At 74.2% G+C, this 18,836-nt stretch carries 15 protein-coding genes; 4 read left to right on the forward strand and 11 right to left on the reverse strand.

What is annotated here, in order from left to right:
* Positions 1 to 26 precede the first annotated feature (26 nt).
* From pgl to tkt, 6 genes are all read right to left on the reverse strand, one after another.
* Complete coding sequence (gene pgl / locus PSD17_RS19560) at positions 27 to 809, reverse strand: 6-phosphogluconolactonase (protein WP_013675520.1); 783 nt, start codon at positions 807 to 809, stop codon at positions 27 to 29.
* Positions 810 to 857: 48 nt separating this feature from the next.
* Complete coding sequence (opcA, locus tag PSD17_RS19565; protein WP_013675519.1) at positions 858 to 1,811, reverse strand: glucose-6-phosphate dehydrogenase assembly protein OpcA; 954 nt, start codon at positions 1,809 to 1,811, stop codon at positions 858 to 860.
* A gap of 28 nt (positions 1,812 to 1,839) precedes the next feature.
* Positions 1,840 to 3,408 (reverse strand): glucose-6-phosphate dehydrogenase, encoded by a 1,569-nt coding sequence (gene zwf, locus PSD17_RS19570; protein WP_013675518.1) that lies wholly within the window; start codon positions 3,406 to 3,408, stop codon positions 1,840 to 1,842.
* 86 nt (positions 3,409 to 3,494) lie between these two features.
* Entirely contained in the window at positions 3,495 to 5,006 is a 1,512-nt protein-coding gene (locus tag PSD17_RS19575) for a glucose-6-phosphate isomerase (protein WP_339124047.1), read from the reverse strand.
* Between the two features lie 7 nt (positions 5,007 to 5,013).
* Positions 5,014 to 6,126 (reverse strand): transaldolase, encoded by a 1,113-nt coding sequence (tal, locus tag PSD17_RS19580; RefSeq protein WP_339124048.1) that lies wholly within the window; start codon positions 6,124 to 6,126, stop codon positions 5,014 to 5,016.
* A 37-nt stretch (positions 6,127 to 6,163) separates the two neighbouring features.
* A complete protein-coding gene (gene tkt / locus PSD17_RS19585) occupies positions 6,164 to 8,251 on the reverse strand; it encodes a transketolase (protein WP_013675515.1) in 2,088 nt (695 codons plus the stop codon).
* Between the two features lie 384 nt (positions 8,252 to 8,635).
* Here tkt and PSD17_RS19590 point away from each other — a divergent pair, with 384 nt between their 5' ends.
* A complete protein-coding gene (locus PSD17_RS19590) occupies positions 8,636 to 9,562 on the forward strand; it encodes a heme o synthase (RefSeq protein ID WP_103381984.1) in 927 nt (308 codons plus the stop codon).
* 67 nt (positions 9,563 to 9,629) lie between these two features.
* Here PSD17_RS19590 and PSD17_RS19595 read toward each other — a convergent pair whose 3' ends face one another.
* The 5 genes from PSD17_RS19595 to mptB form a co-directional block, all read right to left on the reverse strand.
* Positions 9,630 to 10,601, reverse strand: coding sequence for a quinone oxidoreductase family protein (locus PSD17_RS19595; RefSeq protein ID WP_103381972.1), 972 nt, complete (start codon positions 10,599 to 10,601; stop codon positions 9,630 to 9,632).
* 116 nt (positions 10,602 to 10,717) lie between these two features.
* Positions 10,718 to 11,782, reverse strand: coding sequence for a COX15/CtaA family protein (locus PSD17_RS19600; RefSeq protein ID WP_339124049.1), 1,065 nt, complete (start codon positions 11,780 to 11,782; stop codon positions 10,718 to 10,720).
* A 59-nt stretch (positions 11,783 to 11,841) separates the two neighbouring features.
* Entirely contained in the window at positions 11,842 to 12,627 is a 786-nt protein-coding gene (locus tag PSD17_RS19605) for an ABC transporter permease (protein ID WP_013675511.1), read from the reverse strand.
* Between the two features lie 47 nt (positions 12,628 to 12,674).
* Positions 12,675 to 13,631, reverse strand: coding sequence for an ABC transporter ATP-binding protein (locus PSD17_RS19610; protein WP_013675510.1), 957 nt, complete (start codon positions 13,629 to 13,631; stop codon positions 12,675 to 12,677).
* A gap of 28 nt (positions 13,632 to 13,659) precedes the next feature.
* Entirely contained in the window at positions 13,660 to 15,264 is a 1,605-nt protein-coding gene (mptB, locus tag PSD17_RS19615; RefSeq protein WP_013675509.1) for a polyprenol phosphomannose-dependent alpha 1,6 mannosyltransferase MptB, read from the reverse strand.
* A 96-nt stretch (positions 15,265 to 15,360) separates the two neighbouring features.
* On the opposite strand from mptB, the gene PSD17_RS19620 reads away from it, so the two are divergent.
* Genes PSD17_RS19620 through PSD17_RS19630 form a run of 3 tightly spaced genes read left to right on the forward strand, consistent with a single transcriptional unit; the run spans position 15,361 to position 18,823 of the window.
* Positions 15,361 to 16,200, forward strand: coding sequence for a helix-turn-helix transcriptional regulator (locus PSD17_RS19620; protein ID WP_013675508.1), 840 nt, complete (start codon positions 15,361 to 15,363; stop codon positions 16,198 to 16,200).
* Positions 16,197 to 17,633: a Fe-S cluster assembly protein SufB gene (sufB, locus tag PSD17_RS19625; RefSeq protein ID WP_013675507.1), complete on the forward strand. Its 1,437-nt coding sequence runs from the start codon at positions 16,197 to 16,199 to the stop codon at positions 17,631 to 17,633. The genes PSD17_RS19620 and sufB overlap by 4 nt, the downstream gene beginning before the upstream one ends.
* Entirely contained in the window at positions 17,630 to 18,823 is a 1,194-nt protein-coding gene (locus PSD17_RS19630) for a SufD family Fe-S cluster assembly protein (protein ID WP_013675506.1), read from the forward strand. The genes sufB and PSD17_RS19630 overlap by 4 nt, the downstream gene beginning before the upstream one ends.
* The last annotated feature ends 13 nt before the right edge of the window (positions 18,824 to 18,836 follow it).

Raw genomic sequence — 18,836 nt, forward strand, 5'->3', positions numbered from 1 at the left:
ATGGGAACACCGCGCGCGCCGGACCGTCAGGCGATCGGCGGGACGAGGTCGCGCGGCAGCTTCGAGGCGGCGGCCCGGTCGAGCAGCCACCGCGTCCGGCTGCGGCCGCGGACCCCGGCGACCGGGATCGCGACCTCCCCGGCACCGGTCAGGGCCATCGCGACCGCGGCGGCCTTCGGCTCGCCCGTCGTCACCACCCAGACCTGGTCCGCGCTGCGGATCGCGGGCAGCGTCAGCGAGACGCGGGTGGGTGGGGGCTTGGGGCAGTTGTGCACCGCGACGACGGTGCGTTCGGTCTCGTAGACGGCGGGGGAGTGCGGGAAGATCGACGCGGTGTGCCCCTCGGGACCCATGCCCAGGAGCAGGACGTCGAGCGTCGGCATCGGACCGTGGTCCTCGGGGGCGGCCCGGCTCGCCAGCATGTCGGCGTAGGCCTGGGCGGCGTCCTCGGCGCCCGCCGGCCCGGTACCGGTGTCGGCGCCCATGGCGAAGATCTTGGCCGGGTCGACGGCGACGTGGTCGAGCAGCGCCTCGCGGGCCTGGGTCTCGTTGCGGTCGGCGTGCCCGCGGGGCAGGAACCGCTCGTCGCCCCAGAAGAACTCCACCTGTGACCAGTCGACGGCGTCGCGGGCCGGACCGGTGCGCAGCTGCTCGAGCAGCGCGATCCCGATCCCGCCGCCGGTGAGCCCGAGCCGCGGCACCCGGCCGGCGGACTGCAGGTCGACCAGCCGGGTCACGAGGCGGGCCGCGACCGCGGCGGCCAGCACGTCGGGACTGCGGTGGACGACGATGTCCGGTTCGGACGCCATGGGGACTCCCTCTCGCGCGCGACGGGTGAGGACGGGGTGCGGGGACGGTCAGGGGACGAGGTTGACGGGCGAGCGGCCCCGCGAGACCAGCCCGATCCCGGCGAGCGCCTCGCCGTAGATCTCGTCGGGGTCGAGCCTGCGCAGCTCCTCGGCCAGGCAGTCGGGGACCCCGCGGCGGCTGAGCACGATCATCCGGTCGGGCTGCCCGGGCTGGCGCAACGTCGCGGTGCGACCGTCGGGCCGCAGCAGCTCGATACTGCCGGAGCGGCGTGCGAGCTGCACCGACGACATCCCGCCGCCGCCCGCGGTCGAGGGCGAGCGCTTGACCTTCACCCCGAGCCGGACGGCGAGCCAGCCGGCCAGCAGGTCGGTCGAGGGCGACACGGCCTCGCCGGCGACGACGGCACCGGTGACGGGCTCGTGCGGCGGGTTGTCGAGGGCCGTCGCGAGCAGCGCACGCCAGTGCGTGAGCCGGGTCCAGGTGAGGTCGCTGTCGCCGGCGACGTGCCCGGACCGGCGCTGCTCGAAGGCCTTCGTCGGGTTGCGGGCCGAGAGCGCGTCGGTGATGCGACGCTGGGCGAGCCTGCCGATCGGGTCGTCGGAGGGGACGGCCGGGGCGTCGGCGGGCCACCAGGCGACGACGGGCGCGTCGGGCAGCAGCAGCGGCACGACCATGCCGGCGCCGGCGTCCTCGGAGGCGAGCGGGCCGTAGCCGCGCAGGACGACGACCTCGCTCGCACCCGCGTCGCCGCCGACGCGGATCTGGGCGTCGAGGCGGGCCGCGGCCTGCCGGGAGCCGCGGGCGATGACGAGGACGCGGCACGGGTGCTCGCGGCTCGCGGCGTTGGCGGCCTCGATGGCCTGCTCGGCGGACCCGCCGTCGTCGGTGACGATGACGAGGGTCAGCACCCGGCCGAGCGCCATGACGCCGCCGGCCTCGCGGAGCTCGACGAGCTTGCGGTTGACCGCCGAGGTGGTGCTCGACGGCAGATCGACGATCATCGCGGGCTCCTCGTGGAGGGTGGGACGGTCACGGCCGCCGCCAGGTGCGTCCGGTGCGGGCGAGCATGCGGTTGGCGGAGTCCGGGCCCCAGCTGCCGGCGGGGTAAGGGTCGGGGCCGTCCTCGCGGGCTGCCCACGCCTCGAGGACGGGGTCGAGGATCTGCCAGGAGCGCTCGACCTCCTGGTTCACCGGGAACAGCGAGGGTTCGCCGAGCAGCACGTCGAGGATCAGCCGCTCGTACGCCTCGGGGGAGGCCTCGGTGAAGGCGGTGCCGTAGCCGAAGTCCATCGTGACGTCGCGGACCTCCATCTGGCTGCCCGGCACCTTGGACCCGAACCGCATCGTGACGCCCTCGTCGGGCTGCACCCGCACGACCAGTGCGTTCTGCCCGAGCTCCTCGGTCATCGTCGCGTCGAACGGTAGGTGCGGGGCCCGCTTGAAGATCACCGCGATCTCGGTGACGCGACGACCCAGCCGCTTGCCCGTGCGCAGGTAGAACGGCACGCCCGCCCAGCGGCGGGTGTCGACCTCGACGGTGATCGCGGCGAAGGTCTCGGTGCGCGACTCGGGGTCGTAGCCCTCCTCCTCCTTGAGCCCGACGACCTTCTCCCCGCCCTGCCACCCGCCGGTGTACTGGCCGCGCGCGGTGGTCTCCTCGAGCGGGCCGACGAGGCGCGTCGCGTTGAGCACCTTGATCTTCTCGGCCCGCAGCTCGTCGGAGGAGAAGGAGACCGGCTCCTCCATCGCCGTGAACGCGAGCAGCTGCAGCAGGTGGTTCTGGATGACGTCGCGGGCGGCCCCGATGCCGTCGTAGTAGCCGGCGCGCCCGCCGAGGCCGATGTCCTCGGCCATGGTGATCTGCACGTGGTCGACGTAGTGGCTGTTCCAGATGGGCTCGAACAGCTGGTTGGCGAAGCGCAGCGCCAGGACGTTCTGGACGGTCTCCTTGCCGAGGTAGTGGTCGATGCGGAACACCGAGTCCTCGGGGAACACCTCGTTGACGATCTCGTTGAGCTCGATCGCCGAGCCCAGGTCGTGCCCGAACGGCTTCTCGATGACGACGCGGCGCCACTGGTCGCCGTCCTGCGCCGACAGCCCCGAGCGCGCCAGCTGCTTGCAGACGACGGGGAACGCCGAGGGCGGGATCGAGAGGTAGAAGGCGTGGTTGCCGCCGGTGCCGCGGACCCGGTCGAGATCGTGCAGGGTGCGGGCGAGCTGGTCGAACGCGTGGTCGTCGTCGAAGCTGCCCTGCACGAAGCGGAAGCCCTCGGCGAGCTTGTCCCACACCTCCTGCCGGAACGGGGTGCGGGCATGCTCGCGCACCGCCTTGAGCACGACGTCGCCGAAGTCGTCGGCGGCCCAGTCGCGCCGCGCGAACCCGACGAGTGCGAAGCCCGGTGGCAGCAGCCCGCGGTTGGCGAGGTCGTAGATCGCCGGCATGAGCTTCTTTCGGGACAGGTCGCCCGTGACACCGAAGATCACCAGTCCGCAGGGGCCGGCGATGCGGGGGAGCCGCTTGTCGCGGGGGTCGCGCAGTGGGTTGGTCCAGCCGTCCGCCAGTTGACCGGCGGTTCTGCCCGTCGGCATCGGTGTCATCCCCGTTCTCCTCGCATCCGAGGCGGTTCGCCGGCCCGGGGCCGGATGGGTGTCGCGGCGGGTGCCGGTGTGGTCGTCGATGATCCTCACAGCTGTTCGACGGCGCGCGCGACCGTGACGAGCCCGCCGAGCCGGTCGCGCAGGTGCAGGCCGAGCACCGGTCGGCCGCGGGCGACCAGGTCGGCGGCGTCGGCACCGACCTGGGCCGCGACCAGGTCGGCGAGGGTCCCACCGCCCGGCACCGCACGATCATGCTCGCTCTCGCCGGTGACGACGCAGAACGCGGCGCCCGGCGCGTCGCGATGGTGGCGGCCCAGCCCGTCGTGCCCCCGGGGTGCCCAGCCGAACGTGGTGAGCAGCCCGGTCCGACGGGCCAGCTCGGGGCGCAGCACGGCGGCCGAGGCGTCGTCCACCGGGTCGAGCCAGGCCTCGACGGCGAGCGTGCCCTCGGCGCGGGCCGCGAGGGCCCGCAGCGCGTCGGCCACGCTGGTGGTGCCGTCGGGCAGCCAGTCGCCCGCCGCCCTGATCTCGACGTCCCCGTCGACCCCGACGCACGGCAGCGCCGCCGGGGTGCCCTCGGCCAGGGCCGGGGCGATCCCGCCCGCGAACGGGTCGGCGCCCAGCACCCGGGCCGCGACGGCGACGGCGTGCTGCCAGAGCACGACCTGCGCGCCGACGCCGCCGCGGGTGGCGAAGAACGTCTCGTCGCGCAGCAGGGACAGCACCCGCCCGCTGCCGCCCGCACCGGGCCACGGGTCGCCGACCAGCGGCAACGGTCCGAGCCCGCCGGTCGACCCGCCGACGAGGTGCTCGACCCACCCGGCCAGCCCGTCCGGCCCGGTGCCGGCCGCGATGCGCAGGGGCCCGGACCCTGCCGTCAGCAGGCCGGCAAGCTCCAGCGCGGGGTTCTCGGCCGCGTCCGCGACGACCGCGTCCACCGCGCCGGCCGCGTCGGCGAGGATCTCCTCGAGGTCGGCGCCCGCGAGCCCGGCGGCGACCAGCCCCGCGGCGCCGAGGGTGCCGAAGCGGGCCGGGACGTCGCGCTCGCACGTCACGACCGTGGCCCCGGCCGCGCGGGCCGGGCCGTCGAGCGGAGACCCCGGCTCGGTGACGGCGACGGTGCGCCCCGCGGGCTCGACGCCCTCCTCGCGGATCGCGTCGGCCAGCACCCGGGCCACCGCCGCCGCGGGGCCGTCCGGATCGCCCATCGGGTCGACGACGACCAGCACGGTCGTCGCCATGTCCCCGGCCAGCGCGTCGGCGACCGCGCCCGGATCGGCCGAGTCGAGGACCGTCAGCGGCGCACCCGCGGCCCGCGCGAGCAGGTCGGCGCCGTGCGCGAGCCCGGGCGCGGTGACGAGCACCACGCGACGAGCCCCGTCGACCCGGAACCGCTCACGCAGCCCCGCCACCTGCCCGAGCAGCGGCCGGGACGTCCGGGGCAGGGCGGCCCAGCCGAGCGCGTCGGTGGCGGCGCGCCCCCACACGCTCGGGTCACCGTCCCCGATCCGTGACGCGACGGTCTCACCGGCCAGCCGCGCCGCGACGAGCGCGGCGTCGGCGGCGAGCGGTCCGTCGGCGGGGTCGAGGAGTGCCATCGCCCGGTCAGCGGGAGGCGTCCAGCTGCTGCTGCACGGTCGCGGCCAGCTCGTCCCAGGACTTGTCGAACTTCTCGACGCCCTCGTTCTCGAGGACGAGGAAGACGTCGGTCAGGTCGACGCCGACGCGCTCCAGGTCGTCGAACACCCGCTGCGCCTGGGGGCCGGTGCCGGTGACCTTGTCGCCCTCGATCACGCCGTGGTCGGCGAAGGCCTTGAGGGTCTTCTCCGGCATCGTGTTGACGGTGTCGGCCACGACCAGCTCGGAGACGTAGAGGGTGTCGGGGTAGTCGGGGTTCTTGACCCCCGTCGAGGCCCACAGCGGCCGCTGCACGTGAGCGCCCTGGGCCTTCAGTGCCTCCCACCGTGCACCGGTGAAGACCTCCTGGAACGCGGCGTAGGCCAGCCGCGAGTTGGCCACGCCCGCCTTGCCGCGCAGGGCCTTCGCCTCGTCGGTGCCGATCGCGTCGAGCCGCTTGTCGATCTCGGTGTCGACCCGGGACACGAAGAACGACGCGACCGACCGGATCGACGCGAGCGGGTGCCCGTTCGCCGCGGCCTGCTCGAGGCCGCTGAGGTAGGCCTCCATGACGGCCCGGTAGCGCTCCACGGAGAAGATCAGCGTGACGTTGACGCTGACCCCCTCCGACAGCGCACGGGTGATCGCGGGCAGGCCCTGTTCGGTGGCCGGGATCTTGACCAGCAGGTTGGGCCGGTCGACCGCCTTCCACAGGTCCAGGGCCTCGGCGACGGTGGCGTCGGTGTCGCGGGCCAGCGTCGGGTCGACCTCGAGCGAGACCCGGCCGTCGACGCCGCCCGTGGCCTCCCACGTGCCGCTGAACAGGTCGCAGGCCTGCTGCACGTCGGCGACGGTGATCTCGCGCACGGCGTCGGCGACCGACGCGCCGCGGGCCGCCAGCTCGCGGACCTGCTCGTCGTAGGCCTCGCCGTGGGCCAGGGCCCCGGCGAAGATCGTCGGGTTCGTCGTGACGCCGACGACGTTCCAGTCCTCGATGAGCTCGCGCAGGTTGCCGCTGCGCAGCCGCTCGCGGGACAGGTCGTCGAGCCAGATGGACACGCCCGCGGCACTGAGGCCGGCGAGCCGCTCGTGGGTGCTCATGAAGATCTCCTCTGCTCGTGTCCCGGCACGGGGCCCGTCATGCCCGCGCGAGGCTCTTGCGGGCCGCCGCGACGGCGGCTTCGGTCGTGATCCCGAACTCGCGGAACAACGTCTGGTAGTCCGCGCTCGCGCCGAAGTGCTCGATCGAGACGTGCTCGCCGGCGTCGCCGGTGTAGCGGTACCAGGGCATCGCGATGCCCGCCTCGATCGAGACCCGGGCGCGGGTCGCGGCGGGCAGCACGTCCTCGCGGTAGAGGTCGTCCTGCTCCTCGAACCACTCGACGCACGGCATCGACACCACGCGGGTGGGCACGCCCTCGGCCTCGAGAACGGTGCGGGCCTCGACGGCGATCTGGACCTCCGAGCCCGTCGCGATGAAGATCAGCGCGGGCCCGTCGGCCCCGGACTCCTTGGCCAGCACGTACCCGCCGCGCGCGACGCCCTCGGTGGACGTGCCCTCCAGCACCGGCAGGTTCTGCCGGGTCAGCGCGAGGCCGACGGGCCCGTCGCGGCGCTCGAGGGTCGCCTTCCAGGCGGCGGCGGTCTCGTTGGCGTCGCCGGGGCGGACGAACGCCAGGCCCGGGATGGCGCGCAACGCCGCGAAGTGCTCGACGGGCTGGTGGGTGGGGCCGTCCTCGCCGAGGCCGATCGAGTCGTGGGTCCACACGAAGATCGGGTCGGCCTTCATCAGGGCGGCGAGCCGCACCGACGGACGCATGTAGTCGCTGAACACGAGGAACGTGCCGCCGTACGGCCGGGTCGGGCCGTGCAGCGCGATGCCGTTGAGCGCGGCGCCCATCGCGTGCTCGCGGATGCCGAAGTGCAGCGTCCGGCCGTACGGGTTCGCGTTCCACATGCCGGTGGCGGCGTCCTTGGGGCCGAACGAGTCGGCGCCCTTCATCGTCGTGTTGTTGCTCTCGGCGAGGTCGGCCGAACCACCCCACAGCTCCGGCAGCACGTCGGCGAGTGCGTTGAGCACCTCGCCCGACGCCTTGCGGGTGGCGATGCCCTTGGGGTCGGGCTCCCAGCTCGGCAGCGCCTTCTCCCAGCCGTCCGGGAGCTGCTGGGCGACGAGCCGGTCGTAGAGCTTGCGGCGCTCGGGCTCGCGGGCGGACCAGTCGTCGAACGACTTCTGCCACTCCTCGTGCGCGCGGCGGCCGCGGTCGCGGACCTCGCGGGCGTGGGCGAGGGCCTCGGGGTCGACGTCGAAGCTCTTCGCCGGGTCGAAGCCGAGCGCCTCCTTGACGGCCGCGACCTCGTCGGCTCCCAGTGCGGCCCCGTGCGCGGCGCCGGTGTTCATCTTGTTGGGGGCCGGGTAGCCGATGATCGTCCGGAGCAGGATGAACGAGGGCCGCTGCGTCTCGGCGCGGGCGGCCTCCAGCGCCGCGAGGATGCCGGTGACGTTCTCCCCGCCCTCGACGACCTGCACGTGCCAGCCGTAGGCCTCGTAGCGCGCCGCGGTGTCCTCGGACAGCGCGATGTTCGTGTTGTCCTCGATGGAGATCTTGTTGTCGTCGTAGACGACGGTGAGGTTGCCCAGCGCCTGGCGCCCGGCCAGCGACGACGCCTCGGAGGTGATGCCCTCCTCGATGTCGCCGTCGGAGGCGATGACGTAGATCTGGTGGTCGAACGGGCTCGCGCCCTCGGGGGCGTCCGGGTCGAACAGGCCGCGCTCGCGGCGGGCGGCCATCGCCATCCCCACCGCCGACGCCAGGCCCTGCCCCAGCGGCCCCGTGGTGATCTCGACGCCGGGGGTGTGCCGGTGTTCGGGGTGGCCGGGGGTCTTGGAGCCCCAGGTCCGCAGCGCCGCGAGGTCGTCGATGGTGAGGCCGTAGCCCGACAGGTAGAGCTGCAGGTAGAGCGTCAGGCTGGAGTGGCCGCAGGACAGCACGAACCGGTCGCGGCCGGGCCAGTCCGCATCGGACGGATCGTGCCGCATGACGCGCTGGAAGAGCGTGTACGCCAACGGTGCCAGGCTCATCGCCGTGCCGGGGTGACCGTTTCCGGCCTTCTGGACGGCGTCCGCGGCGAGCACCCGGACCGTGTCGACGGCCTTGCGGTCGAGCTCGGTCCAGTCGGCCGGTACGTCGGCGCGCAGGAGGGGGGAGACGTCGGTCGCTGACACAGGTGCGCTCCTGGGGTCGTCTCGATGTGCGGATCCCGCGTGGTCGCGGGTCCGGGTCGCGGTCAAGCCTAGTCACGGTGACCACCCCTCGTACGTGTCCGAGTGGTGTCGCGACGGTGACGGACGGCGCGTCGTCGCGAACACCCCGTGGAGATCGCCACGGAGGGGCGCGGGCGGCCGCCGTAGCGCCGGTCACCTGCGCCGGGAGCGGCACCGGTCTGCGGTCTACCCCACGGCCCGGCCCGTCATGCGTCCGGTTACCATCGACGCGCTGTAGAACTGCCGACGGACCTGCCCCGGTCCTTCCCACCACACCGAGCGAGGTACCAACTGGTGAGCGCCCCGGCGACCCCGGCGGACCCGGCGAGCACGCCGACCGCGGGCGTGCGGCGCGGCCGCGGCACGACCCGCGTGCAGCGGGCGCGCGAGGTCGTCGACTCCTACCTCGCGCTGACCAAGACGCGCATCATCGAACAGTTGCTCGTGGTCACGGTGCCGGCGATGTTCCTGGCCCAGCGCGGGGTGCCGTCGGTCTGGCTGATCCTGGCGACGCTCGTGGGCGGCGCGATGGCCGCCGCCAGCGCACACGCGCTGAACTGCGTCGTCGACGCCGACATCGACGCCAAGATGAAGCGCACCTCGCGGCGGCCGCTGGCCAAGGGCGTCGTCCCGCCGCGCAACGCGCTGATCTTCGGGCTGGTGCTGGGCGCGGTCAGCTCCGCGTGGCTCGCGCTCACCACGAACTGGCTGGCGGCAGCGCTGTCGGCCGCGGCCATCGCGTTCTACGTCCTCGTCTACACGCTGCTGCTCAAGCGGCGGACCGCGCAGAACATCGTCTGGGGCGGCGCCGCGGGATGCATGCCCGTCGTCATCGGCTGGGCGGCGGTCACCGGCACGGTCGGCTGGCCGGCGCTGGTGATGTTCGGTGTGATCTTCTTCTGGACCCCGCCGCACTTCTGGGCGCTCGCGATGCGCTACCGCGACGACTACGCGGCGGCCGGGGTGCCGATGCTGCCGGTCGTCGCGCGGCCCGACCAGGTCTCGGTGCGCATCGTCGGCTACGCCGTCGTGATGGCGCTGTGGACGCTGCTGCTGCTGCCCGTGACGTCGTGGATCTACGCGGCCGTGGCGGTGCTGGGCGGTGGCTGGTTCGTCTTCAAGAGCGTCCGGATGCACGTGGCGGTCAAGGCCGGCCGCGACGTCACGCCGATGAAGCTGTTCCACCTGTCGAACATCTACCTGTGCGTGCTGTTCGCGGCGATCGCCGTCGACGCCGCCGTCGGGCTCCCGACGTTCGGCTGGCCGTTCTGACGTCCGGCTCCTGACGTGGGGCCGCCGGCGCGCGCCGGCGGCCGTCGTCGCGGAGACCCCCGCCCGGTCAGGGCATGAGCAGCAGCTTGCCCGTCGTCCGCCTGCTCTCCAGGTCCGTGTGCGCCGTCGCCGCCTCGGCCAGCGCGTACCGGTGCCCGATGCGCACCGCCAGCGTCCCGTCGGCCACCTGGGCGTAGACGGCGGCGGCCCGGGCGCGCAGCGCCTCCGTACCGACGATGTGGTCGAACAGCTTGGGACGGGTGAGGAACACCGAGCCCTGCGCGTTGAGCCGCTGCGGGTCGACGGGCGGCACCGGCCCGCTCGCCGCCCCGTACAGCACGAGCATCCCGCGCCGGCGCAGGCTCGCGAGGCTGGAGTCGAAGGTCGTCGCGCCGACGCTGTCGAACGCCGCCGCCACGCCCTCCCCGTCGGTGGCCGCGCGGACGGCCGCTGCCAGGTCGTCGACCTCGGTGTAGCGGATCACCTCGGCGGCGCCGGCCTCGCGGGCCAGCTCCTCCTTCTCCGCCGTCGACACGGTCCCGATGACGCGGGCGCCCCGCGCGGTGGCCATCTGGGTCAGCAACAGGCCCACCCCGCCGGCCGCGGCGGTGACGAGCACGGTGTCGCCGGGGGAGACCGGGAAGGTGTCGTGGACCAGGAAGTGCGCGGTCATGCCCTGCAGCAGCGCGCCGACCGCGTGGTCGTCGGAGACGGCGTCGGGGACCGCGACCACCTTGTCCGCGGGGACGACGACCGCCTCGGCATAGCTGCCGAGCTGCTCGGTCCAGGCCACCCGGTCGCCGACGCCGAAGCCGGCGGTGCCGGCGCCGACGGCGCGGACCCGGCCGGCGCCCTCCATCCCGGCGACATAGGGCAGCTCCATCGGGTAGAGCCCGCTGCGCTGGTAGGTGTCGATGAAGTTGACGCCCGCGGCGCTCACGTCGACGAGCAGCTCACCGGGGCCGGGTTCGGGCTCGGGGACGTCGACGAGCGTGAGCACCTCCGGGCCGCCGTGCTCGCTCACCTGAACTGCCCGCATCTGTCGCCTCCTGGGGAAAGGACGGCACGGCGTCGTGTCCGGGTCGTGCCGGGGTCGTGCCGCCGATCATGCCCGTCCGCGCCACGGCCCACGGCCGTGGCGCCACGGACGGTCGGTCAGGGCTCGTCGCGGCCGGTCGCGGCGTCGGCCAGCGGGCGGGACGCCGACGCCGCGTCGGCGGTTCCGGCACCGGTCGGGGCCCCGGCGGGGTCGGCCGCGCGCGTTCCGGTCGAGGTGTCGGGCGCGGCGTCGGGCGCGGCGTCGGGCGCGGCCGCCACCGGGGTGCGGGTGGCCGTCCACACGGCCGCCGCGGCGGCGGTCACGAGCGCGGCACCCAGCACGTGCAGCGAGACGAGTGCCTCGGGCACCCCCAGGGCGTATTGGATCCCGCCGAGCGCGCCCTGCAGCAGCACGACCAGGACCAGGACCCCGTAGCGGCGGCGCAGCCGCGGGGTGGCCCCCGTGGCCCACAGCGCGAAGCCGAGGCCGACGACCAGCCCCAGGTAGCCGAACAGCAGGTCGGCGTGCAGCTGGGCGAGCGCAGGGACGCCGATGCCCAGCCGTGGGGTGGCAGCGTCGCCCGCGTGCGGCCCGGCCGCGGTGACGAGCGTCCCGGCGACGAGCAGCGCGCCGAGCGCGACCGTGGACACGATCACCAGCGCGCGCACCGCCCGCGGCACCACGGGCCGCGTCGGGGCACGGTCGCGGGCCTCCGCGACCAGTTCCACCGCGAGCCAGACCAGCACGATCGAGGCGAGGAAGTGGGGCATCACGCTCCACCAGACGAGCCCGGCCAGCACCGTCAGCCCGCCGATGACGGCCTGCGCGACGACGCCCAGCGGCATCGCGGCGGCCAGCCAGAGGAGCCGGCGGCGCCGCGGCCGGGCGCCGAGCGCGGCGAGGAAGCACGCGGCCGACACGACGACCAGCACGATCGCCAGGATCCGGTTGCCGAACTCGACCCACTGGTGCAGCGGCAGCGTCTCGGGGTGCGCGACGGGCACGAGGCTGCCGGGGAAGCACTGCGGCCACGTCGGGCAGCCCAGCCCCGACCCCGTCACCCGCACGACCGACCCGGTGACCGCGATACCGATCTGCGCGACGACGGCGGCGATCGCGAGCCGACGCATCAGCGCGGGCGGGGTCACGGGGAGACGGTCGAGCAGGGAGGGACGGGCCACGGCCCGATGGTAGGCGCAGCTCGGACGGCCCCCGGCGCCGGCCCGAGCAGACGCCCCCTTCAGTGCAGGCGGACGAACCGGGCCGCGAGGGCCGCGCCGACGACCGTCCACGCGACCAGGACCAGCACCGACTGCGTCAGCGAGCCGGCGGTCCCGGCCAGCGCGATCCGCAGCCCCTCGGCCAGCGCCCCGGACGGGAGGTACGCGGCGACGGCGGCGACCGCCGTGGGCAGCGAGTCGAGCGGGACGACGATCCCGCCGCCGAGCAGCAGGACGAACCAGATGACGTTGGCGACGGCCAGCACGATCTCCGCGCGCAGCGTCCCGCCGAGCAGCAGGCCCAGGCCGCCGAACGCCGCGCAGCCCAGCAGCACGAGCACCAGCGCCAGCCCGATCTCCCCGGCGTCGGGCCGCCAGCCGAGCAGCGCGCCGATCACCCCGAGCACGACGACCTGCACCGCGACCGTGCCCAGGACCGCCGCGAGCCGGCCGGCGACGAGCAGCCAGCGGGGCAGCGCGGTCGCCGCGAGCCTGCGGATGACGCCGTAGCGCCGGTCGAACCCGAACGCGATCGCCTGGCCGGTGAACGCCGTCGACATGACCGCGAGGGCGAACACCCCGGCGATCACGCCGTCGACGCGCGGCTCGGGCAGGTCGATGACGTGGACGAGGGTCAGTCCGACCAGCAGCACGACGGGGATGAGCAGGGTCAGCAGCACCTGCTCGCCGTTGCGCAGCGCGAGCTTCAGCTCGACGCCGGACTGGGCGGCGAGCATCCGGGGCAGCGACCCGCGGCCGGGGCGCGCGGTGAAGGTGCCGGGCTCGAACCGCAACGGGCCGGTCATCCCACTCCCTCGTCGGGGCTCGGTCGGCGCGGCCCCCGGGTGCCCCGTCACGACCGCAGCTCCCGTCCGGTCAGGTCGAGGAAGACGTCCTCGAGGCTGCGCCGCGCGATCTGCACGTCGTCGGCGAGTGCGCCCTGGTCGGCACACCACGACGTGATCGCGGAGAGCACGGGCGGGTCGATCCGGCCCTGCACGACGTAGCGGCCGGTCGCGGTCTCGGCGGCGTGGTAGCCCGCGGGCAGTGCGGCCGCGAGCTCGTCGAGGTCCATCCCGGCGCGGGCCCGGAACCGCAGCTCCTGCCGGTCGCCCGCGGCCGTGAGCTCGGCGGGCGTGCCGTGGGCGACGACCCGGCCGTGGTCGACGATGACGACGTCGTCGGCCAGCGCCTCGGCCTCTTCCATGAGGTGCGTGGTGAGCAGCACGGCGACGCCGTCGCGGCGCAGCGCCTCGACCAGGTCCCACACGAGCCGGCGCGCCTGCGGGTCCATGCCCGCGGTCGGCTCGTCGAGGAACACCAGCTCGGGGCGGCCGACGACGGCACAGGCCAGCGCGAGGCGCTGCTGCTGGCCGCCGGAGAGCCGCTTGTACGGGGTGCGCGCGCACGAGCCGAGGCCCAGCACGTCGATCAGCCAGCCGACATCGAGCGGGTGCGCCGCGCAGGTGGCGACGAGCCGCAGCATCTCCTCCGCGCGCACACCCGGGTAGGCGCCGCCGCCCTGCGGCATGACACCGATCCGGGACCGCAGCGCGTCCGGTGCGCCCGCCGGGTCGAGACCGAGGACACGGACCTCGCCCGCGTCCGCCCGGCGGAAGCCCTCGCAGATCTCGACCGTCGTCGTCTTGCCCGCGCCGTTGGGCCCGAGCAGGGCCAGCACGCTCGCGACGGGAACGTCGAGGTCGACGCCGTCGACGGCGGTGGTCGGCCCGTACCGCTTGACCAGGCCGCGCACCGTGACGGCCGCGTCGGCCGCCGCGGACGACGGCGCGCCGGCAGGGAAGCTCACGAACGGTGAGTCTACGGAGCGACGCCGGTCACGACGCCGGGGGCGCCCCGGCGAGGGCGTCGTGATGATCTCCCGCGCCGGGGCCGGCGCTCGCGCGGTGCCGGCCGCGGACGACGAGCACGGCGACGGCCAGTAGCGCGATGCCGGCGACGATGGCCATCGGCAGCTGGTAGGCGCGGAAGTCGAAGTCGGCCCCCGTCGGCGGCACCATCACCGCCAGCACGGCCGAGGCGGCCAGCGCGAGCCTGCGGTACCGCGGCAGGCCCCGGGTCGCCGCGAGCGGGATGGCCGCCCACAGCAGGTACCAGGGATGCACGACGGGCCCGAGCAGCACGACCGCGCCGAGCCCGGCGCCCAGGCCCGTGACGGGGTCGACGCGGCCGCGCAGCGTCGCGAACAGCAGCACCGCGCACAGGGCCGCGCCCGCGAGGCCGCCGATGCCGCGGGTGAGGGTGAGCGCGCTGTCGGTGTGGTCGCCGAGCCCGGCCAGGATGCCCAGCTGCCCGGAGAGCTGGCCGAGGTCGGTCGACAGCGACATCCAGCTGCGGATGCTGTTGGCGGTGCCGAGGGTGTGCACCCAGCCGAACCCGAGCCCGGTGACCCAGCCCAGCGCGCCGAGGACGACCGCCGCAACGGCGGCGAGCACCGCCGCGACGAAGGCGACGTCGCGCACCCGCCCGCCCCGCGCGCGGGCGAGGTGGACGCCGAGGAAACCGAGCGCGAGCAGGGCGGGCACCTTGACCGCCCCGCCCGCGGTGATCAGCGCGGCGCCGGGGAGCCAGCCGAGCGGGGTCTGCGCCCGCAGGCCCAGCTCGAGCCCCGCGAGCATCAGCCCGATCATCAGCGCCTCGTTGTGGATGCCGCTGACCAGGTGGAACAGCACCAGCGGGTTGGCGGCGCCGAGCCACAGCGCGAGCCCCGGCTCCACGCCGCAGCGCCGGGCCAGCTTCGGCAGCGCCCAGATGACCAGCGCGACGCCCGCGAGCGCGAGCACCCGGTGCAGGAACAGGCCGAGGACGACGTCGTCGCCCGAGAGCGCGGTGATCCCGCGGCCCAGCCCCAGGAACAACGGACCGTACGGCGCCGGGGTGTCGCGCCAGATCGTCGGGATCGCCCGGGTCAGCGGGTCGTCGACGCCGAGTGCCTGCGCCGGACCCAGCACGTACGGGTCGATGCCGCGCGCGGTGATCGCCGACTGCGCGAGGTAGCTGTAGACGTCCTTGGAGAACAACGGCGGCGCGAAGCACAGCGGCAGCGCCCAGACGATGCCCGTGCGGGCGAGCTGACGACGGTCGGGCGCCGGGTGGACCGCGCCACGCTCGTTGAGCATCCGGCCGATCCACAGCCACGCGAGCACGAGCATGCCCATGCCCGCGTAGGTGATGGCGATCGCGACGGTGACGTTGCGGCCCGGCAGGCCGAGGATGCGCAGGCCGTTGAGCGGGTTGGGGACGGGCAGCGCGCCGGCTCCGAGCGCACCGAAGGCCATGAGCAGGGCACCGGTCAGGCCGAACCGGCGGGCGATCCGGGAGGGGTCGCGGCGGTCGCGGGCGCGTGGGCGCGACGGCGCGGGCTGCGGACCGGAGGACGGGACGGCGCCGGGCCCGGAGGTCTCGAGCCCCGGTACGGCCATGCGTCGCAGGGTAGCGACCGGGTGGGCGGGTGACGCCGCTCACCCGTCGGGCGACCCCCTTTGCCGAGTGGCGGGTAAATACGCAACACTGGTGTTGTGAAAACAGCCGGGCGTCCCGATGCGGGGGAGCGGCCCGTCGACGAGCAGGGGCCCGACCAGGGCGCCGCCGCCGACGGGGGCACCCGCCTGGCCGTCGCGCGGCTGCTGCTCGAGCAGGGCCCGATCACGGCGGCGGCGGTCGCCGCGGAGCTGGAGCTCTCGGCGCCGGCGGTGCGTCGCCACCTCGACGCGCTGATCGCCGACGGGGAGGCCGAGGCCCGCCAGGCCTCGCGCCGGGCCAACCGCGGGCGGGGCCGTCCCGCTCGCGAGTACCTGCTCACCGACGCGGGCCGGGTCCGGTTCGGCCACGGCTACGACGACCTCGCGGCGAGCGCGCTGCGGTTCCTCGCCGAGACGGTGGGCGGCGGCGCGGTGAGCGCGTTCGCCGAGAACCGGGTGCTCGAGCTGCTCGGCCCGCAGGCCGAGCAGATCCGCCGCGTCTCCTCGCCCGACGCGCGGGCCGACGCGCTGGCCAAGCTGCTCACGGCGCGGGGCTACGCTGCGCAGGCCCGGGAGGCCGGGCACGGCGTGCAGCTGTGCCAGCACCACTGCCCGGTGGCCCACGTGGCCGCCGAGTTCCCGGAGCTCTGCGAGGCAGAGACCAGGGCCTTCGCCCAGCTGCTCGGCACCCACGTGCAGCGGCTGGCCACCATCGCGCGCGGCGACGCCGCGTGCACCACGCACGTTCCGCTGGAGGGCGCACCCGACGTCCTGCGGCGGCTCGGTACGGATCACTCCGGGCCGCGGGCAACGGTGCCCGTGCCGCCGGAGGATCACGCCCTCACGACCACCACTGGGCCGACCACCACGGTCCCGACAGGGAGGCAGCCCGAATGACGACCGCTCCTGAGGTGCAGCCTCAGCTGACGCAGGAGGAGACGCTCGCGACGCTCGGCCGGTACGACTTCGGCTGGAGCGACCCGGACGTCGCCGGGGCGTCCGCACGTCGCGGCCTGTCGGCCGACGTCGTCGCCGACATCTCCCGCCTGAAGAACGAGCCCGAGTGGATGCTCGAGTTCCGGCTCAAGGCGCTCAACCTCTTCGAGCGCAAGCCGATGCCGCGCTGGGGTTCGGACCTGTCGGGGATCGACTTCGACAACATCAAGTACTTCGTCCGCTCGACGGAGAAGCAGGCCGCCTCCTGGGAGGACCTGCCCGCGGACATCAAGAACACCTACGACAAGCTGGGCATCCCGGAGGCCGAGAAGGCCCGCCTGGTCGCCGGTGTCGCCGCGCAGTACGAGTCCGAGGTCGTCTACCACCAGATCCGTGAGGACCTGGAGGAGCAGGGCGTCATCTTCCTGGACACCGACACCGGCCTGCGCGAGCACCCGGAGCTGTTCAGGGAGTACTTCGGCTCCGTGATCCCGTCGGGGGACAACAAGTTCTCCGCGCTGAACTCGGCCGTGTGGTCGGGCGGGTCGTTCATCTACGTGCCGCCGGGCGTGCACGTCGACATCCCGCTGCAGGCCTACTTCCGGATCAACACCGAGAACATGGGCCAGTTCGAGCGGACGCTGATCATCGTCGACGAGGGTGCCTACGTGCACTACGTCGAGGGCTGCACGGCGCCGATCTACAAGTCGGACTCGCTGCACTCGGCCGTCGTCGAGATCGTCGTGAAGAAGGGCGGCCGCTGCCGCTACACCACGATCCAGAACTGGTCGAACAACGTCTACAACCTCGTCACCAAGCGCGCCAAGGCCGAGGAGGGCGCGACCATGGAGTGGGTCGACGGCAACCTCGGCTCCAAGGTGACCATGAAGTACCCGGCCGTGTTCCTCATGGGCGAGCACGCCAAGGGCGAGGTCCTCTCGATCGCGTTCGCGGGCGAGGGCCAGCACCAGGACGCCGGCGCGAAGATGGTCCACCTGGCGCCCAACACGTCGTCGACGATCATCTCGAAGTCGGTGGCCCGCGGCGGTGGCCGCACGTCCTACCGCGGCCTGGTCCAGGTCAACGCGCGGGCGAAGAACTCGCGCTCGACGGTGAAGTGCGACGCGCTGCTCGTCGACACGATCAGCCGGTCCGACACCTACCCCTACGTCGACGTCCGCACCGACGACGTCTCGATGGGCCACGAGGCCACGGTCTCCAAGGTGAGCGACGACCAGCTGTTCTACCTGATGAGCCGCGGCCTGACCGAGGACGAGGCCATGGCGATGGTCGTGCGCGGGTTCGTCGAGCCCATCGCGCGCGAGCTGCCCATGGAGTACGCGCTGGAGCTCAACCGGCTCATCGAGCTGCAGATGGAGGGTTCGGTCGGATGAGTTCGCCCGACACTGTCGCCGCCGCCGCGGAGGCCGGCCGGTACGGCCAGGGCGGGGTTCCGCCCGCCGGTGCGATGGAGCGGTTCACCTCCTACGACGTCGAGGCCTTCGAGGTCCCCGGCGGCCGTGAGGAGAACTGGCGCTTCACGCCGATGAAGCGGCTGCGCGGCCTGCACGACGGCACCGCGACGTTCGACGGCACCGCCGCGGTCGACGTGTCGGCGGGCGGTGCGGGTACCGGCGTGACCGTCGAGACCGTCGGCCGCGACGACGCGCGCATCGGCGAGGGCGGCGTCCCTGCCGATCGCGTCGCCGCGCAGGCGTGGTCCGCGTTCCGCGAGGCGACCGTCGTGACCCTCGACGGCACGCCCGAACCGGTCACGATCACGCTGAACGGCCCCGGTGCCGGCGCCACGGCGGTCGCGCACCTGCAGGTCCGCACCACGCCGCACACCGAGGCCACCGTCGTGGTCGAGGGTCGCGGGTCCGGCGCGCTGGCCGACAACATCGAGTTCGTCGTCGCCGACGGCTCGAAGCTCGTCGTCATCGTGACCGAGGAGTGGGCCGACGACGCCGTCCACGTCAGCGGCCAGCACATCGCGCTGGGCCGGGACGCGACGATCGTCGCCACGTCCATCGCCTTCGGCGGCGACCTGGTCCGGGTCAGCCCGACCGTCACCTACACCGCCCCCGGCGGGTCCGCGGAGCTGTTCGGCCTCGGGTTCGCCGACGCCGGCCAGCACCTCGAGCAGCGCCTGCTCGTCGACCACTCGACGCCGCACTGCAGCTCGAACGTCCTCTACAAGAACGCGCTGCAGGGCAAGGAGGGCGTCACCGACGCGCACACCGTCTGGATCGGCGACGTGCTGATCCGGGCGGCCGCCGAGCAGACCGAGACGTTCGAGTTCAACCGGAACCTGGTGCTGACCGCGCACGCGCGGGCCGACTCGGTGCCGAACCTCGAGATCGAGACCGGCGAGATCGCCGGCGCCGGCCACGCCAGCGCCACCGGCCGGTTCGACGACGAGCAGCTTTTCTACCTGCAGAGCCGCGGCATCCCCGAGGACGTCGCGCGCCGCCTGGTGGTCCGTGGCTTCTTCGGCGAGATCCTCAGCAGGATCCCGCTCGCCGAGCTGCGCGAGCGCCTCGAGGCCGCCGTCGAGGCCGAGCTGGCCGTCACCGGCGCCTGAGTCCCGGCGACAG

Origin of the sequence: Pseudonocardia sp. D17, assembly GCF_036984265.1 — a bacterium.
GTDB lineage: Bacteria > Actinomycetota > Actinomycetes > Mycobacteriales > Pseudonocardiaceae > Pseudonocardia > Pseudonocardia benzenivorans.

What these genes read in the sequence shown, in the direction of transcription:
- opcA (WP_013675519.1), bottom strand. Translation starts at nt 1,811, where the DNA reads ATGATCGTCGATCTGCCGTCGAGCACCACCTCGGCGGTCAACCGCAAG.
- tal (WP_339124048.1), bottom strand. Translation starts at nt 6,126, where the DNA reads ATGAGCACCCACGAGCGGCTCGCCGGCCTCAGTGCCGCGGGCGTGTCC.
- zwf (WP_013675518.1), bottom strand. Translation starts at nt 3,408, where the DNA reads ATGACACCGATGCCGACGGGCAGAACCGCCGGTCAACTGGCGGACGGC.
- sufB (WP_013675507.1), top strand. Translation starts at nt 16,197, where the DNA reads ATGACGACCGCTCCTGAGGTGCAGCCTCAGCTGACGCAGGAGGAGACG.
- PSD17_RS19605 (WP_013675511.1), bottom strand. Translation starts at nt 12,627, where the DNA reads ATGACCGGCCCGTTGCGGTTCGAGCCCGGCACCTTCACCGCGCGCCCC.
- mptB (WP_013675509.1), bottom strand. Translation starts at nt 15,264, where the DNA reads ATGGCCGTACCGGGGCTCGAGACCTCCGGGCCCGGCGCCGTCCCGTCC.
- pgl (WP_013675520.1), bottom strand. Translation starts at nt 809, where the DNA reads ATGGCGTCCGAACCGGACATCGTCGTCCACCGCAGTCCCGACGTGCTG.
- PSD17_RS19595 (WP_103381972.1), bottom strand. Translation starts at nt 10,601, where the DNA reads ATGCGGGCAGTTCAGGTGAGCGAGCACGGCGGCCCGGAGGTGCTCACG.
- PSD17_RS19575 (WP_339124047.1), bottom strand. Translation starts at nt 5,006, where the DNA reads ATGGCACTCCTCGACCCCGCCGACGGACCGCTCGCCGCCGACGCCGCG.
- PSD17_RS19630 (WP_013675506.1), top strand. Translation starts at nt 17,630, where the DNA reads ATGAGTTCGCCCGACACTGTCGCCGCCGCCGCGGAGGCCGGCCGGTAC.